Source organism: Nocardia jiangxiensis NBRC 101359 (assembly GCF_000308615.1).
Taxonomy (GTDB): domain Bacteria; phylum Actinomycetota; class Actinomycetes; order Mycobacteriales; family Mycobacteriaceae; genus Nocardia; species Nocardia jiangxiensis.
The window spans coordinates 25,760-41,603 of record NZ_BAGB01000035.1; the positions used below are offsets into that span (position 1 = coordinate 25,760).

Annotated in this window: 14 protein-coding genes; 5 read left to right on the forward strand and 9 right to left on the reverse strand. The window is 67.5% G+C overall.

Annotation, left to right across the window (positions count from 1 at the left end):
- Positions 1-82: 82 nt before the first annotated feature.
- The 5 genes from ON40_RS11825 to ON40_RS11845 form a co-directional block, all read right to left on the reverse strand.
- On the reverse strand, positions 83-1,429 hold the full coding sequence (locus ON40_RS11825; protein WP_040821782.1) for an FAD-binding protein: 1,347 nt from the start codon (positions 1,427-1,429) through the stop codon (positions 83-85).
- Positions 1,430-1,514: 85 nt separating this feature from the next.
- Positions 1,515-2,303: an SDR family NAD(P)-dependent oxidoreductase gene (locus ON40_RS11830; RefSeq protein ID WP_040821784.1), complete on the reverse strand. Its 789-nt coding sequence runs from the start codon at positions 2,301-2,303 to the stop codon at positions 1,515-1,517.
- 38 nt (positions 2,304-2,341) lie between these two features.
- Positions 2,342-3,388, reverse strand: coding sequence for an ABC transporter substrate-binding protein (locus ON40_RS11835; RefSeq protein ID WP_245567766.1), 1,047 nt, complete (start codon positions 3,386-3,388; stop codon positions 2,342-2,344).
- 169 nt (positions 3,389-3,557) lie between these two features.
- On the reverse strand, positions 3,558-4,256 hold the full coding sequence (locus ON40_RS11840) for a DUF8020 domain-containing protein (protein WP_040821785.1): 699 nt from the start codon (positions 4,254-4,256) through the stop codon (positions 3,558-3,560).
- Positions 4,257-4,547: 291 nt separating this feature from the next.
- Positions 4,548-6,491 carry an oxidoreductase gene (locus tag ON40_RS11845; protein ID WP_040821787.1) on the reverse strand — a complete coding sequence of 648 codons (1,944 nt, stop codon included), beginning with the start codon at positions 6,489-6,491 and terminating at the stop codon, positions 4,548-4,550.
- Between the two features lie 112 nt (positions 6,492-6,603).
- Here ON40_RS11845 and ON40_RS11850 point away from each other — a divergent pair, with 112 nt between their 5' ends.
- The 5 genes from ON40_RS11850 to ON40_RS11870 are packed head-to-tail and all read left to right on the forward strand — an operon-like array spanning position 6,604 to position 12,164.
- Positions 6,604-7,668 carry an ABC transporter substrate-binding protein gene (locus tag ON40_RS11850; RefSeq protein ID WP_373281893.1) on the forward strand — a complete coding sequence of 355 codons (1,065 nt, stop codon included), beginning with the start codon at positions 6,604-6,606 and terminating at the stop codon, positions 7,666-7,668.
- Between the two features lie 46 nt (positions 7,669-7,714).
- Entirely contained in the window at positions 7,715-8,497 is a 783-nt protein-coding gene (locus tag ON40_RS11855) for an SDR family NAD(P)-dependent oxidoreductase (protein ID WP_040821789.1), read from the forward strand.
- Positions 8,498-8,501: 4 nt separating this feature from the next.
- Positions 8,502-9,662, forward strand: a complete 1,161-nt coding sequence (locus ON40_RS11860; protein ID WP_040821791.1) for an ABC transporter ATP-binding protein — start codon at positions 8,502-8,504, stop codon at positions 9,660-9,662.
- A complete protein-coding gene (locus tag ON40_RS11865; RefSeq protein WP_040821792.1) occupies positions 9,662-11,359 on the forward strand; it encodes an ABC transporter permease in 1,698 nt (565 codons plus the stop codon). Before ON40_RS11860 ends, ON40_RS11865 begins: the two co-directional genes overlap by 1 nt.
- Before the next feature lie 40 nt (positions 11,360-11,399).
- On the forward strand, positions 11,400-12,164 hold the full coding sequence (locus ON40_RS11870) for an SDR family NAD(P)-dependent oxidoreductase (protein WP_040821846.1): 765 nt from the start codon (positions 11,400-11,402) through the stop codon (positions 12,162-12,164).
- A 31-nt stretch (positions 12,165-12,195) separates the two neighbouring features.
- Here ON40_RS11870 and ON40_RS11875 read toward each other — a convergent pair whose 3' ends face one another.
- From ON40_RS11875 to ON40_RS11890, 4 genes are all read right to left on the reverse strand, one after another.
- Positions 12,196-13,146, reverse strand: a complete 951-nt coding sequence (locus tag ON40_RS11875; RefSeq protein ID WP_051193003.1) for an MBL fold metallo-hydrolase — start codon at positions 13,144-13,146, stop codon at positions 12,196-12,198.
- 65 nt (positions 13,147-13,211) lie between these two features.
- Entirely contained in the window at positions 13,212-13,547 is a 336-nt protein-coding gene (locus ON40_RS11880; RefSeq protein ID WP_040821796.1) for an EthD family reductase, read from the reverse strand.
- Between the two features lie 68 nt (positions 13,548-13,615).
- On the reverse strand, positions 13,616-14,239 hold the full coding sequence (locus ON40_RS11885; RefSeq protein WP_040821797.1) for a TetR/AcrR family transcriptional regulator: 624 nt from the start codon (positions 14,237-14,239) through the stop codon (positions 13,616-13,618).
- Between the two features lie 45 nt (positions 14,240-14,284).
- Positions 14,285-15,796, reverse strand: coding sequence for a class I adenylate-forming enzyme family protein (locus tag ON40_RS11890; RefSeq protein ID WP_040821799.1), 1,512 nt, complete (start codon positions 15,794-15,796; stop codon positions 14,285-14,287).
- Positions 15,797-15,844 lie beyond the last annotated feature (48 nt).

Below are 15,844 nucleotides of genomic sequence, written 5' to 3' on the forward strand. Positions count from 1 at the left end.
TGTCGAGAGGCCGGGATCGGAATGCCGACCACATCATCCAGTCCCCTGGCGCGACGTCGGCTCCGATCGCCGGGCAGCGGCGCTACGCGGGCTGGGGAGTCGGCGTCCGGCGCCGGTGAGTGGCCGCGGTGTCGGCGGCAGCCAGGCCGAAGACCAGTGCGGGTGCGATACCGCCGGCGTAGGCATGGCCGTAGAGACCGCCGATATCGGATCCCGCCGCATACAAGCCATCCACGATGCCGCCGGCTGCGGCGAGCACCCGGCCGTACTCGTCGATGCGGATCCCGTGGAACGGAAAGGTCAGCGCCGGACGGGTTTCGATCACGTAATAAGGTCCCCGGTCCAGGGGTGCCGAGTCGTGCACGCGTGCGGGTTGCACCGCCGTGCCGGCCGCGTTCACGGCGCGGATCTCGGCCGCGATCGCCGCACCGTCGTAACCCCACTCCGGTGGCAGGTAGGCGAAATCCTCCAGGCTCTCGGCCATTCCACACCGGCCGCCGCGGCGCTGGGCGAGGTCGAACTTGTCGACGGCGATGGCGCCCTCGACGTAGCTGCCGAGAACCCAATCGCGATACACACGTTCGTCGGCGACGAGTAATCCGCGTGACTCCGGCTGGTCGAGCAGTCGCATCGCGGTGAGGTGATCGCCCATCGTCTCATCGGTGAATCGGCGATTGTCGAGGTTGAACAGCAGGGCATGCTCGCTGTAGTACAGCGACAGTGCGACGAAATCGCCGGAGTCGCGGAACGGAACGTCGGCCGGAACGAGGTGGCCGTAGAACCCGGACCGGGGTTCACCGGTTGCGGCGCCGACGGCTTCGGCCAGTCGCAAGCCGGTCCCGGAGCTGGCCGGATTCGAACGCAGCTGCATCACGCCCGCGTTCGGATGGATGTGCTCGCAGGCCAGTCCGGGATCGGCCTGGAACCCGCCGGTGGCGAGAATCGTTGTGGTAGTTTCGATTTCGAGTTCGGTTCCGTCCGGCAGGCGCAGGTGCGCACCGGTGACGACTCCGTTGTGGCCGAGCAGTGCCAGGGTTTCGGTCTCGGTGAACAGTTCACCGTGGGCGCTGACTCGCCGTCGGCATTCGTCGATGTACTGGTTGGTGTCGAACTGGTGACCGGTGCCGTACCGCAGGATCGGCACGGCGTCGGCGCATTCGACACCAAGCGAGCGAATCCAGGCGATCGCATCTGCGAACCCGTCCACGAGCGCCCGGCGCAGGGCCGGGTCACCGTCGGGGTTGACCTCGTCCATCACCTCGTGCGTCGGCGCCGTCCACGCGTATCCGGCGTACCGCGCCGAACCGCCGACGGCCGCTGCCTTCTCGACCACCACGACCGAACTGCCCCGGTCCAGTGACCGGGTCGCGGCCGTGAGTCCGGCCATACCGGCGCCGATGACGAGTACGTCGGTCCGAATTACCTGCATTGTTGCTCCCTGATCGAAACCGCTGCCGCGCAACGCAGCTCGCGGTATGACATATCTGATGTCGGCCGTGGCCCGGAGTCGAGAATCAGACGGTGAACCGCCCGCCATTGCTCAGCAGCACCGCGCCGACGACGTTCGCCGCACCCGCAGAGGCGAGGTACAAGATGTTGTCGGCCAGTTCCTCGGCAGTCGCGTAGCCGCGGGTGGGACCGTCGTTCATCGCTGCCCGCAGATGCGCCGGTGTGCGCGCGGCCATCCCGGTGTCGACCGGTCCTGGCGCTACGGTGTTGACCCGAATTCCCAGGGGCGCAACCTCTTTCGCGACCGCCTGACTCAGCGCGTGCACACCGGCCTTCGACGCGGAATAGTGCGGATATCCGGTCAGGGTGTCGAAGGCCGAGGAAGAACCCACGGTGACGATCGCTCCGCCACCGGTTCCCCGCATGACCCGTACCGCCTCACGCAGCAGGAAGAAGGTGCCGTCGAGATTGATCGTCATCACCCGGCGCCAGTCGGCGTCGTCCAACCGGGTCAGCACGTCCACGGGCTCGTTGCGCTCGGCGGCCTCGTATATCCACTGCTTGCTCTTGGGATCGTCGACGCCGGCCGCGTGCACCACCACATCCACCCGGCCCTGCTCGGCGACGGCCGTATCGAACATCTCGCGCACCCGGGCCGAGTCGGCGACGTCGAGCCCGACGGGATGGCCGACGCCGATCCCGGCCGCATTCCGTGCGGCGGCATCGGCATTGATATCGCACAGGTACACCGCCGCGGCGCCACGCTGGGCGAGCAGCCGCGCGGTCGCCGCGCCGATCCCCGATCCCGCGCCGGTCACCACGGCGATTTTTCCCTCGAACTGATCTGCGGTCATCGTCTCTCTTTCCTCGTTCGTGCTGTTGCCCGGCGCGTTCAGCGGAAGATGGACTCCCAGTCGTTGCGGAACTTCTCGGCGCCGGTGCCGACGGTGACCTCGAGATTTTGTGCGGGCACATCCTGGGCGACTGCCAGTGCGCCGTCGATGCCGGGCAGTGCGGATCCGTAGCCCGGCGAGGTCGCCTGCTGTCCGGCCTTGGTGACCATGAAATCGGCCAGGACCTGGGCCGCGTTCGGGTGCGGTGCGGTGCCCAGGGTGAGTCCGTACCACTTCGCGCCCCAGGTGTACTTGCCCGCATTCCAGCCGACCGGGGCGCCGGCCGCGCGCTCGGGCAGCATCGGATTGCACATCAGTGCGGCGGTGATCTCACCCGAGGCCATGGCCTGGCTCAGCGGCTGGGTGCTGGGGTAGATGCGCGGCTTGTTCGCGGCCAGCTTCTGCAGGAAATCGCGGCCGCCGTAATGCTTTTCGATGAAATCGTAGTAGTCGATGTAGGTCGGGGAAGTCGCCGGGGTGACGATGCCGACCTTGCCGCGCAGGGCCGGATCCAGCAGATCCTCCGCGGAGTTGATGCCCTTGGGATACAGGGTGGTGTTCCAGCCGAAACCGAACAGGATGGCACTCTCGGTGAAGAACTTGCCGCCGATGATGGCCTCCCGCCGACGATATGCCGGGTCGTCGAAGCTCGGGCCGTGCACCGCGACCGCGGTATCGGAGTTCTCGTTCGCGTGGATCCATGCCTCGTCCGTGGTCACCGCGACGTCTCCGATGCCGCGGTGGGTCTTCTGCTCCGCACCGATCCGGGGTAGCAGTTCGGAGTCGATGCCGCGCACCACCGTCAGTTTGATGTCGGGGTAGGCGGATTCGAACGCCTTCTTCAGGTTGTCGAGAACCGCCTGAGCCTGAGTGGAGTACAGCGTCACCGAACGCTCTTTGTTCGCCGCTGCCACGATATCGGCCCAGGAGCCCGAGACCGGCTGGGAGACCTTGGCGGAACTTCCGCAGCCCGCCAGGGCGAGCGCGGCTGCCACCACTACGACGGCAGTTCGGAATATCTTGTGCATCTTGTTCTTTCGCTTCATGCGGCGGTGTTCGAGCGCGGGCTCGAGGTAGTCGTCCGAGCGACGGCGCGTCCCCGGTGGTGGCGTGCGCGATGTGACATCGCCGCACCGCCCGCGGCCCGACCGCAGAGCGCTCGGCATCTGGTCGTGAAGACCCTCGAAACCCGAACGCTCCGGGCCGATTGCGGGGTTACTTGGCCGGGGCCGGGGCGGGTGCGGGTTCGTTGATGGTGGTGAAGTACTGCACCGCGGCCATGATCGCGAGCGGAGCGGTCACCAGGAGTTGCCCGACGGCGGTGCCCAGTGCGCCGACGGCCACGATGCCGCCGAGGCAGCCGACCGCGGCCGCGGGAATGAACGGGCCGAACATGCCGACGATGGTCGCGGCGGCGACGGTGGCACCGGCGATGCCGCCGAGCACGCAGCCGACTGCCGCGCCGCTCAGGCCGCCGACCATGGTTCCGACGGTCGCGCCGGTGGTGATGGTGCTGGCCATCCGGTTCCATGCAGCCTGTTCGCGGTCGTACGGGGTCTTCCAGGGCGCGGAGTCCTCGTACGGCAGGGCGACGGGCCGGTAGGTGGCGTGTGCGAGGTCGAACTGGGGTGTGAGCGTGGCGGTGTGGCCGCTGATCTTCGCGGCGATCGGGAAGACGAAATCGTCCACCCGGAACGACAGGGTGGATCCGGCGAGCACGGTTCCGGTGGGGCTCTTGATCGTGAATACGCCGTTGTCGGCGTTCAGGGTTCCCGCGTCGGTGGTGATGACGGTGCCCGTCGGTGTGGCGGTCGTCTTGTAGTGGATCGCATTCGGCGCCGGGGCGGCCTGCGCGGTTCCCGCGATGCTGACGGCTCCGGCTACCAGCGCGCACGTAGCAGCGATTTTCCTCATCGGTGTTTCCTCTCATCGGACTCCTCGGCTTCGCTGCCGGGGAGGTGTAGTCCGGCGTGGGACGCCGGGGATGGTCGACGGTCGGCGAACCGGCCGGACCTGTTCAGGGGAGATAGGAGTCGGCTCGCTGGCCCGGCGGCGCCGACTTCGATTCGGGCAAACCCAGTTCGGGAGTTCCGACGGGGCTGCTACCGCCGGACAGAAGCATCCACCGCGCGTGCGCGAGCCGGGAAATGATGCAGCAGACGTCGAGCGCTCGACGGAAGCCCATCGCGTCCTGGGGCTTTCATGTCATACCGCGGTGATCGTGTGCGGGCTCGAGGTGATCGTTTCAGCGGCGGCGTATCCCTCGGCGATGGCGTGCGCGACGCGACGCGGCACGGCAGCATCGCCGATCACCTGAACGCGGGCGTACGGCAACTCCTGCACGAACGGCTGCCAGTCTCGGGCGACCCGCTCGCCGACTGCGATGAATCGGTCGCAGCTCAGCTCAGAAGTGCTGCCGGACAGAATGTTTCGGTAGGTCAGCATTGTCTGCGCGGTGGCATCCGGCGCGGGGGTCACCGCGACAGGCGCAGCCTCGACAACGAAGGTTACCGGGTGGCCCGCCAGCCGCTTGCGCAGCTGGACCCGGCTCTCCGCGGGAATCGACGACGCGAATGCGGGCCCGGGAACGAGCACCGTGACCTCGGCCGCGCCGGCCGCCAGCGCCGACTCGACCGCGCCGACGGTCGCCCAGTACCCGAAGCCGTCGTCGGCGACGACCACCCGGCTCCGCGGCCCGATCCGGTCCCGGTCCAGGATGACCTCGGTGGCGGAGAACGCACCCTCCGTCGACATCTCCGTCGCGCCGGTGGCGATGATGATCTCGCCGAAGCCGTCCAGATCCGCCGGGCGCGCGGAGTGCTCGAGCTTCAGCGTCGCAGCGCCGATGTTGTCCTGATAGAACCGGAGCAATCGGGCCCACCCCTCACGGTGGGGCGCCTGCGCGGCGGTCCGCAGCTGCCCGCCGATGTGGGCGCCGGCCTCGAACAGCGTCACATCGTGCGTGGGCGCCAATCGCAGCGCGGCCTCCAGCCCCGCGGGTCCGGCACCGATGATCGCCACGCGATTGCCTGGCCCGGGTCGTCGGCCGAGCCGCAGCGGCGTCGCCGGACGGTCACCCGAGCCGCCGGGGCCCAGGTCGGGATTGACCGAGCACAGCAACGCCGGGGTGAAAGTGCGGCAGTCCTCGTTGCAGGAGACGCACGGGCGGATCGCGGCATCGTCACCGCGGAGCAGCTTCTCGGCGATCTGCGGATCGGCGATGAACGGACGCGCCATGCCCACGAGATCGGCGCCGGCGTCCAACGCCGATTCGATGTCGCCGCGGGACCGGAACGCCTGCGAGACCAGCAGCGGTCGCGTCGTCGCGGCCCGCAGGCGGGCTCCGTGGGTCAGCAGCGGCGGCACGTCGGTGGCCATGTCGCGGACGTAGGTGGTGCGAACGCCCGCGGTCACATTGAGGTAGTCGAACATCTCCAGCAGCGGCAGCAGTTCGCACAACGCATCGATGTCCAGGCCGGCCTCTTCGGCGCCGTCGATCGAAACCCGCACGCCGAGAACGAGATCCGCGCAGTCATCGGTGATCGCCGCGTGCAGCCGGTGCAGTATGCGGACCCGGCCGGCGATCGTGTCGGCATCGGCGCGGCGGTTGGAGGCCGCGGACAGGAACTGCGCGAGCAGGTAGCCGTGCGCGGCATGCAGTTCCACCGCGGCGAAGCCCGCTTCGGCGGCGTGCCGTGCGCTCACCACGAAATCGTCCACGACCCGGTCGATATCGGCCTCGGTCATCGTGCGCGCACGCACCGGTTCGCGTGGGGACCGGATGGCCGACGGCCCGATCGGATGCCCCCAGATCTCCGCGCCCAGCGTCTCGCGCCCGAGATGCACCAGCTGACAGACCGGTATCGCCCCCTCCTGGGCGATTGCCGCGGCGCGCCTGCGCAGCCCGGGGAGGGCTTCGGGCCGCCACGCCTCGGTGGTGTTGCCGATCCGGTTGGTCGATTCCGGGCTCACCACCGTTCCGCCCGCGATCACCATCGCCGCGCCGCCGGCCGCGCAGCGGCGCCAGTACTCGTCGTCTCCCGGCTGCGCCAGACCACCTGCGACGGCGCCGGATCCGTGTGCGGTGGCTACCAGGCGGTTGGCCAGGCGCAATGCGCCGATCCGTAGCGGAGCCGACAGTGTGGCCATGAGATCCTCCTTGAACTGGATTCAATTCACATTATTGCCACAGAGTGATTGACACCACAAGGCCCTCTGGCTTAGTTTCTCAAACTGACATCAGTTCAGTTAGGTGGATTCGGTGACCTTTCAGCAAACGCATCGCATCATCAGGACCCTGTCGAAGGCCGTGGCCATCGGCGCGGTCTTCGCCGCCGTCGCGGGCCTGAGCGCCTGCGGTGGGGCTTCCGGGACGACGAAGCCGGTATCAGGTAGCTGGTCGGACGTAGTCACTGCCGCGGAACACGAGGGCAAAGTGGTGCTCTATTCCAGCCAGAAGCCGGCCAATCTGGACGCCCTGAAACGGGCATTCGAGGCGAAGTATCCGCAGATCCACATGGAGTACGTGCGCGGGACCGATGCCGATATCAATCCGCGGGTGGAGACCGAGAACAAGACCGGAAAAGGCATAGCAGATGTGCATATGTTGACCGACATGGGCTGGGTGCAGGCCGCCGCGCAGTCCGGCACCTATTCGTCCGATCTCGTAGGTCCCGACCTGCACGCTCCCGAGTACCGGCCGCAAACCAGCCTGTTACACAACCGCTTCGCGCTCACCAGCGCCGCGGTCTTCGCGCTCGGCTGGAACACCGCGGCCGTCCCGGGCGGGCTGAAGGATCCGCACGACATTCTCGATCCGAAGTACCGGGGCAAGATCGGCATCACCAACCCCACCGGTATCGCCGCGTACGTCGATATGTATCAGTACTACGAGAAGACCTACGGCGCGGACTACTGGAAGCGGCTCGCCGAGCTCGCGCCACGGGTGTATCCGAGCGCCCTCGGCATCGCGCAGGCACTCACGTCCGGCGAAATCTCCGTCACCCCTTCCGTGCAACCGCTGACCACCGAGGTGGCCGCGGGCGCGCCGGTGAATTGGGTTCTGCCGCAGTCGCCTTTCGGAACCCCTTGGTACAGCCACGTCACGAAGGTGGCGCCGCATCCGAACGCCGCGCAGGTACTGGCCGATTTCATGGTCACCCGCGACGGACAGGTCGCGCTCAATTCCGGCTACGCCGCGGTCCTGCCGGACATTCCCGGTGCGGTCGCCCGAGCCCAGGACCTTCCCGCGCCGAATACGGCCAACCTGACGCCGGACAAAGTTTCGCAGTATTCCCAGGCTTGGTCGAAGCGCTTCCAGGGCTGATCGCCCGCGCAACCCCAACCACTCCCCCCTTGACGAAGGACAGCAGATGGACGAGACAGCCGAGCCGCTACGCGGCGTCAATGTGCTGGTGACCGGGGCATCCGGCGGGATCGGCGGCGCGACGGCGGAACTGTTCGCCGGACGTGGCGCGACGGTCTACCTCACCGATGTCGACGATGCCGCAGGGCGCGAACGAGCCCGCCGGCTCGGGCCCGGCGCGCACTATCGCAGACTCGATGTCACCGCCGAATCCGATTGGCAGGCAGTCGTTTCCGAGATGGAATGGGCGGACCACCCGCTCCAGGTGCTGGTCAACTGCGCCGGTTCGGCGCTGAAGGCCCCGCTCGAGCACACCACACTGGCGCAGTTCCGCACGATCCTCGATCAGCATCTGGTCGGCACCTTCCTGGCCTTGCGGACCGCCGCGTCTGCCATGCGCGAGGGCGGCGCGGTGGTCACCATCTCGTCGCTGCGCGGCGTGCTGGCCACCGCCGAGCTGGGCGCCTACGGCGCCGCCAAGTTCGGCGTCCGTGCGCTGACGAAGGTCGCGGCCCTGGAGCTGGCGGGCCGTGGTATCCGGGTCAACTCGGTGTGCCCCGGCAGCATCGAAACCGAGATCACCGCGGGTCCGGGCTTCGAATCCGACGACGTGCAGGCCTATGTGCGCAGCATCCCGATGCAGCGCCGGGGTTCGGCCGAGGAGGTGGCCAAGGTGATCGCGTTCCTGGCCGGCGTCGACAGCGCCTACATCACCGGCGTGGACCTGCTCATCGACGGCGGTACCGCCGCGGGCGTCTACACCCCCAAGCGACAGCCTCAGGAGGTATGAGCCGATGTCGCAATTCACCGTCGCCGGGCTCACCAAGACCTACGGATCCAACGTCGTGGTCGATCAACTCGACCTCGAGATCGAGGAGGGAGAGTTCCTGGTCCTGCTCGGTCCGAGCGGATGCGGAAAGACGACGACGCTGCGCTGCCTGGCGGGATTGGAAACGCCGCAGGGCGGATCGATCACGTTCAAGGACCGCGTCGTCTTCGACGGACGGGCGCGCACGAATGTGCCCCCGCACAAACGCAATATCGGGATGGTGTTCCAGTCGTACGCGCTGTGGCCGCACATGACGGTCCGGAACAACATCCGCTATCCGCTGAAGGTGCGGGGGCGCAAACAGGCGGTCGCCGAGGGGGCGGTCGAGGCCGCCGCGCAGATGGTGGACTGCGGCGCCCTGCTCGATCGCTATCCCTCCCAGCTCAGTGGCGGGCAGCAGCAGCGGGTGGCCGTCGCGCGCGGTCTGGTCGCGCAACCGGACCTGGTGCTGTTCGACGAACCGTTGAGCAACCTCGACGCCAGACTGCGCGACCAGGTGCGCACCCAGATCCATCAGCTGCACCAGAGATTGGGCTTCACCGCGGTATTCGTGACCCACGACCAGGCCGAGGCGTTCGCGCTCGGCGATCGGCTCGCGATCATGAAGTCCGGCAGGATCGAACAATACGACGCACCCGAGCGGGTCTTCCAGAATCCGGTGTCGGAGTATGTCGCGGCCTTCATCGGCATGGCCAACCGTCTCGAACTGCACCGTGATCACGACGGCTGGCGCACGTCGGCGGGAGACGCCATCGACCTCACGCATGCGCTGGTCCAGGGCTCGGCCGATCGGGGCTCGGCGGCGGTCGCGCGACTGCGTCCCGACGACGTGCTGTTACATGCCTCGGCCCAGGACGTGCCGCTGGGCAACGTCGTGCTGAACGCGGAACTGGTCACCTACGAATACGGCGGCCGCTATTTCGACGTGACGGTGGCGACCGGCAGCGAGCAACTCCTGCTGCGAGCGGATGCCGCGACACACGGTCCGGCGCTGCGCAACAGCCGCCCCGGCGCTGCGGTGGTGGTCAGCTTCTCGCCCGCGAGCCTCCGGATCTTCCCTCCGGCAGACGATCTCGACCCAGCGGTACCCGTGGAGGTACCCGTGAGCGCGCAAGGACACCCCTGATGACCTCGCTGAGCATCACCGCCGCAAGACCTTTCGCGATTCCGGCGCAGTGGCGGTCCCGGATCGGATACCTGGCCCTGCTCGCGGTTCTCGCCTATCTGGTCGTCGTGCCGATGATCCGGTTGCAGGCGCTGGCATTCCAGGACGGAGCGCACGGCTACCGGAGTCAGTACGGCCGATACGACATCGGCGACACGATCCGGACCACGATCGTGCTGGCCGTCGGATCGCTGGTGATCGCGATGGTCCTCGGGACCCTGCTCGCCTTCGCCGCGAGCCGGCTGCCCGCCCGCCTGTCGTTCCTACGCATCGTGCCGATCCTGCCGATCGTGATGCCCGCGGTCGCCAATATCGTCGGCTGGACGTTCCTGCTGTCCCCCGGGCCGGGTTATCTCAACGTATTGCTGCGCCACCTGCCCTGGTGGAGCGGCTCGGACACCGGACCGGTCGACGTGTACACCGTGCCCTGGATCGTCATCCTCACCGGTTTCGGTCTGACCTCGTTCGTCTACCTGTTCGTCAGTGCCGGCATGCAGAGCATCAATGCCGAACATCTCGAGGCGGCTCAGATCAGCGGGTCCTCGACCGTCGGCGTGTTCTTCCGGGTCGTGCTTCCGCTGCTGCGCCCGTCGCTGGTCTACGGCGGCGGCATCGCCCTGCTGCTGGGCCTGGGCCAGTTCACCGGGCCGCTGCTGCTCGGGCAGAACAAGGGTGTGAAGGTGCTGACCACCGAAATGTACAGCCGGGTATCGGAGTCACCGTCGGATTTCGCCGCGGCCGCGGCCGCGGGTTCGCCCCTGGTGCTCTTCGGGCTCGCGGTGGTGCTGGTCCAGAAAGGGTTGCTGGGCAACCAGACTCGGTTCGTCACCCACGGCGGCAAGGCATTCTCGGCGCCGCCGGGACGCTCGGCCTGGGCCTCGGTCACCATGGTGATCTACGCCCTGCTGGCCTTGGTCATCCCGCTGCTCGGGCTGGTCGTCGTCTCGTTGACGCCGTACTGGTCGGGCTCGCTGTCCCCGCACATCCTGACCCTCGCGAACTTCCGGAGTCTCGCCTCGAACCAGGCGATCGTGGACTCGGTGGTGACCAGCGTCGTCACCTCGCTGGTCGCCGTGGCGATATGCATTCCCATCGGTTACGCGGTGGCCACATTGCTGGTGCGCGGCAGGCGATTCCGGATCCTGGCACTGATCGCCGACCTCATCGCCGTGCTGCCGATGGGTATTCCGGCGGTGATCTTCGGTGTGGGATTCCTGCTGACCTACACCGAGCCGCCGCTGATCCTGTACGGGACCCGCGCGGTCATCATCCTGGTCTACATCGTCCTGATGCTGCCCTACGCGATCCGGATGCAGATGACCGCGCTGCTCTCGCTGGGCAACACCTACAGCGAGGCGTCGGCGACCAGCGGAGCCTCACCGATGGTCACGAACATCCGGGTGATGCTCCCGCTGATGCGCCCGACCATCCTGAGCGCCGTCGCGCTGATGTTCATCCTGCTCACGCACGAGTTCGCCGCCTCGCTGCTGGTGCGCGCATCGACCACCCAGGTGATGGGCACCCTGCTGTTCGATCTGTGGGAGAACGGCTCCTATCCACTCGTGGCCGCGATGGCGCTGCTGATGACCGCGGTCACGACCGTGGGCGTGGCGGCGGCGATGCTCGTGGGCGGCCGGAACGTGTTGAGCAATCTGTGATTCGGACCAGGTGGCGAAAGCCGGAAGTGGAGAGATGGATATGACGGCCGGTAGTGCGAGATTGCGCGACAAGGTGGTCCTGCTGACGGGATCCTCCGGCGGCATCGGCGTGGAGATCGCGCGGCGGCTGGCAGACGAGGGCGCCGTGCTCGTGCTCACGGATCTCGATGCCGAGGCGTGTGCGCGGGTGGCGGCGGACATCCCGAATCCCGAACGACACCATGTGCTCGAGCTGGATATCAGCGACGAGCAGCAGTGGCGCAATGCGGTCGAGGTGATCGCCGAGCGCTTCTCGGGCCTGGATGCGCTCGTCGCCAACGGCGCCATCGGCAGCCTGGCCACGGTGGTGGACGAAGATCTCGAGCGGTACAACAAGGTGATCGCGATCAGTCAGACCGGTACCTGGCTGGGTATGAAGCACGCCGGTGCGCTCATCGAGCGCACCGGCGGGGGGTCGATCGTCAACCTCTGCTCGATCCTGGGCACCGTGGGCGGACTGGGCAACAGTCTGGCGTATGCGGCGGCCAAGGGCGCGGTCCGGACGATGACCAAGAATGCGGCCCTGCACTGGGCGACCAAGGGCGTGCGGGTCAATTCGATCCACCCGGCATTCATCCAGACGCGCCAGCTGCTCGACCGATACGAGGGCAGTGACCGGCACCGCGCGATGCTCGAGCACACCCCGATGGGCCGGCTCGGCCGAGCCGAGGAGGTCGCTGCGGCGGTCGCCTTCCTGGCCGGCGACGATTCGACCTTCATCACCGGCACCGAACTCTACGTCGACGGTGGGTGGACCTGCGTGTAGAGCGGGTCCGGAAACGACGGTGTGGACGTCTTCAGCGAGCAATGCCGAAGACGTCCACACCGTCGTTGTCCTTCGCGGTCAACACATTTCGAGCGACCAGCACGTCGAGATGCGCGAGCGTCTCACAGGTGGCGAACATCTGGTCGAAGGTGCCCAGGGTGTCGAACCGGCGGTCGTGCCGCGTCCAGGTCAGTGCCCGCGCCACGACCGCTCCGGTGCACGGCGCCAGTTCGCCGACGACGGCGAGGATCTGAGTGAACCGATGTTCGTGGTGAGCGAGTAGTGCGCGCGCTCGGCGGCCGACGCTCCCGCCGGGCAGGCCGTGGGCGGGCAGCATCACCGGTGCGTCGTCGTCGCTCAGCAGCGTCAGTGAGCGCAGGAAGTTGTCCAACGGCAGTTCCCACGGGCCGAGTTCGAACCCGATCGAGGGGGTGATCGTCGGCAGCACGTGGTCGCCGGTGAACATCAGATTTCGATCGAGGTCCCGAAAAACCATGTGGCCCTTGGTATGACCGGGAGTTGCCTGGGCGTGCAGACGGTACCCGGACAGTTCGACGGTGCCCGGCCGCAACCAGTGGTCGGGTGGCTCCCAGTCCTGTGGATCGAAAGGCTCGGCCAAGCTGCCGGCCCGGGCGCGGGTGGCGAGATCGCCTGCGCCCGCGCGGCGCAACTCGTGCAGGGCGTTCTCGGGCTCGTTGGTGCCGAGCCGGTGGATGGCCTCGAGGCCGGGAGATTCCTCGGCGCCCAGATGGACCCGGCACCCGTGCCTGCGACGCAACTCGACGGCGAAGGTGTAATGATCGCGATGCACGTGCGTGACGAACACATCGTGGATCTGATTGGGGGAACGGCCGATTCGAGCGAGCCCGGTGGCGAGTTCACGGTAGGTGTCCGGCCGGTGCCAGCCCCCGTCGATCAATGCGAGGCCGGTATCGGTTTCCAGCACGTACACGTTGATCGCACGCAGTCCGTCCTGTGGCATTTGCAGCGGAATGCGATGGATACCTTCGGTTATCGGGTAACACCAGGGTTCCGCCCAGTGCGTACTCACGCGGCGGTTTCGGTGAGCGGCACCATCGTCCGCTCGTCGCCGAACCAGATCATCCGCCGCCCCCGCATGGCGCCGACGTGCCGCACCGCTGCCTGCCATTGCGGACTCGCCAGCGCGGCGTCGAGCGCCTCGCGGGATTCGAAGCTCAGGATCGACAGCCCATCCCAACCCGCGGACTTCTCGTCCATCGACTCGAGCAATTCGGTCTGCTGCCAGCGCAGCAGTCCGGGAATGGGGTAGGTGACCTCGGCATGTTCGCCGCGCCACCATTCGATGAACTGCTCGTGCGACCAATCACTGGGGCGGGATGCCAGAACGATGAGGTTGTACACGATTCTCCTAATTGAATTCTGTTTGGTTTCTGCGGGCATGCCGAACTCGGTCCGGATGTGCCTCGGATTTACTTGACCAGAAGCCGGACGGCCGAGGTGCTGATCGTCTCGGTGATCTCGGCCAGGCTCAGATCGCCCTGGGGCCGGTACCAGCGCCAGATGCTGACGATCATGCCGAGGAGCAACTGCCCGAGCAGACGCGGATCTCCGTCGATGAACACGCCGGCGTCCATGCCGCGCGACACCAGCCCGGCCCAGTTCTGTTCGATCTCCTGTACCAGCTCCCGGGAGCGCAGCCGTTCGGCCTCCTCCTTCTCGGACTGGCGCGGGGCGGTGAGCAGATCCATGTGGCTCTGCAGGATCCGCCGTTGCAGGGCGTCGGTCGGTGTGCCCGCCAGGGCTCCGGCGACCGCTGCGCGCAGCGCCTGCTCGGGGTCGTCCTGATTCTCGGTGGCGGCGACGAAGCGGTCGACGGAATCGGCCAGTTCGAGGCGCATGATCGTGAGCAGGCAATGCGCCTTGGACTCGAAGTAGTGATACAGCGCGGTCTGGCCGATGCCGACCTCACCGGCGACCGATGCCCACTTGGTCTGCTCGTAGCCGACCTGCCCGAATTTCTCGATGGCCGTGCGGAGGATATGACTGCGCTTGGAACGCGCGCTCTCGCGGCGAGCTTCGGTATCAGCGACCATCAGTGAAATACCCCCATGCGTCTTGTATATATAGCCGGATCGACATTACCTCACCTGAGGTGAACTCGAGTCAGTCGAGGTTGTCAAGCGGGTCGCCAGGCGAACGGCCTCGGGCCGGTCCAGCTTGCCGACCCGGTTCTGTGGTAGATCCGGCACGGTGAACAGATATTCCGGCCACTTGAACTTGGGCACGTCCGCGGCCGCGAGCTGCAGGGTGACGCTGTCCAACGTCAGCGGCGGACCATCGGTGACGACCAGCGCGGCCGCGCGCTCACCGAGCAGATCGTCGGGCACCGCGACGACGCACACCTGGACGACCGCGGGCAGGCCCGCGATCGCTGCCTCCATCTCGTTGATGTCGATGTTGCGGCCACCGCGGATGATGATCTGCTTCTGCCGGCCCAGTACGCGGATCGAGCCGTCGTCGGCCACCTCGACCAGATCGCCGGTGGGCAGAAATCCGTCGGGTGTGAGTTCCGGCGGTACCGGAACCCCCTCCCGGGCGTAACCCACGAACAACGACGGTCCCTTCACCTGGGCATCGCCGACCTCACCCGGGCCCAGGATGTTCCCCGCGCCATCGACCGCGCGGACCACGGTGCCCTCGAACGGGCGACCGTCGCGGCCGAGGCGGATCGCGGGCGGGTCGTCGATCCGCGGCGTGGTGTGGCCGAGGCATTCGGACATGCCGAACACCCGTAGGAAGGTGGTGCCGAGGCGGTTCTCCGCCGCGGCCATGGCGCTCTCGTTCATCGGGCCGCCGCCCACGGTCATCGCTCGCAGCGCCAGCGTGCCCGGGGAATTGTCGACCAGCGACAGCTGCAGGGCCATGGTCGGGACCAGCATCGTCCAGGCGACGCGATGGGCCGCCATCGCGCGCAACGCCGCGGCCGGGGACCATTTGTCGATCGTCACCATGCTCCCGCCCAGGTAAGCGGGCAGATACATGCCGAAGCAGAACGCGGCCACCGACGACAGCGGAACGAACGCTCCGACGGCGTCGCCGGGCCGCATGCCCACGACCTCGATCGTGCGTGCGCAGGCGTAGCGGATAGCTTCCTCGGACTGCACGACGCATTTGGGGCGGCCGGTGGATCCCGAGGTCATCGCGATCGCCGTCCCGCCGCGCCAGCGTTCCACCGGTCCGAACGGCCCCGGCCGGGCGCACACCACGCGACCGGCGAAAGCGGTCTCCCGGAGGGAGAAGTCGGCGGGCACGTCCCACCGATCCAGCGGCTCGGGCTCGGCGAACACCAGATCCGGCGCGATATCGGCCACGGCGAGCCGGAACTCGGAGTCGGCCGCGTGCGGGCTCAGCACCGCGACGACCCCGCCCCGCATGCCGACCGCGAGCGCGGCGGCCACGGTGTGCCAGGTGTTGTCCGCCTGCACGAGTACCGTCGGGGCGCCCGGATCGATCGCCTCGATGCGGGCGGCCAGAGTCGTTGCCGCTGCGACGATCTCACCGAGGGTATGGTCGCCGAGCTCGTCGACGACCGCGATCCGATCCGGGCTGTGCTGTGCCCGTTCGAGCAGTTCTTTCGCGAGTATCTTCATCGTCTGTTTCCTCGTGTGGACTGTCAGTTCTTCGCTGCGTACTTGCCG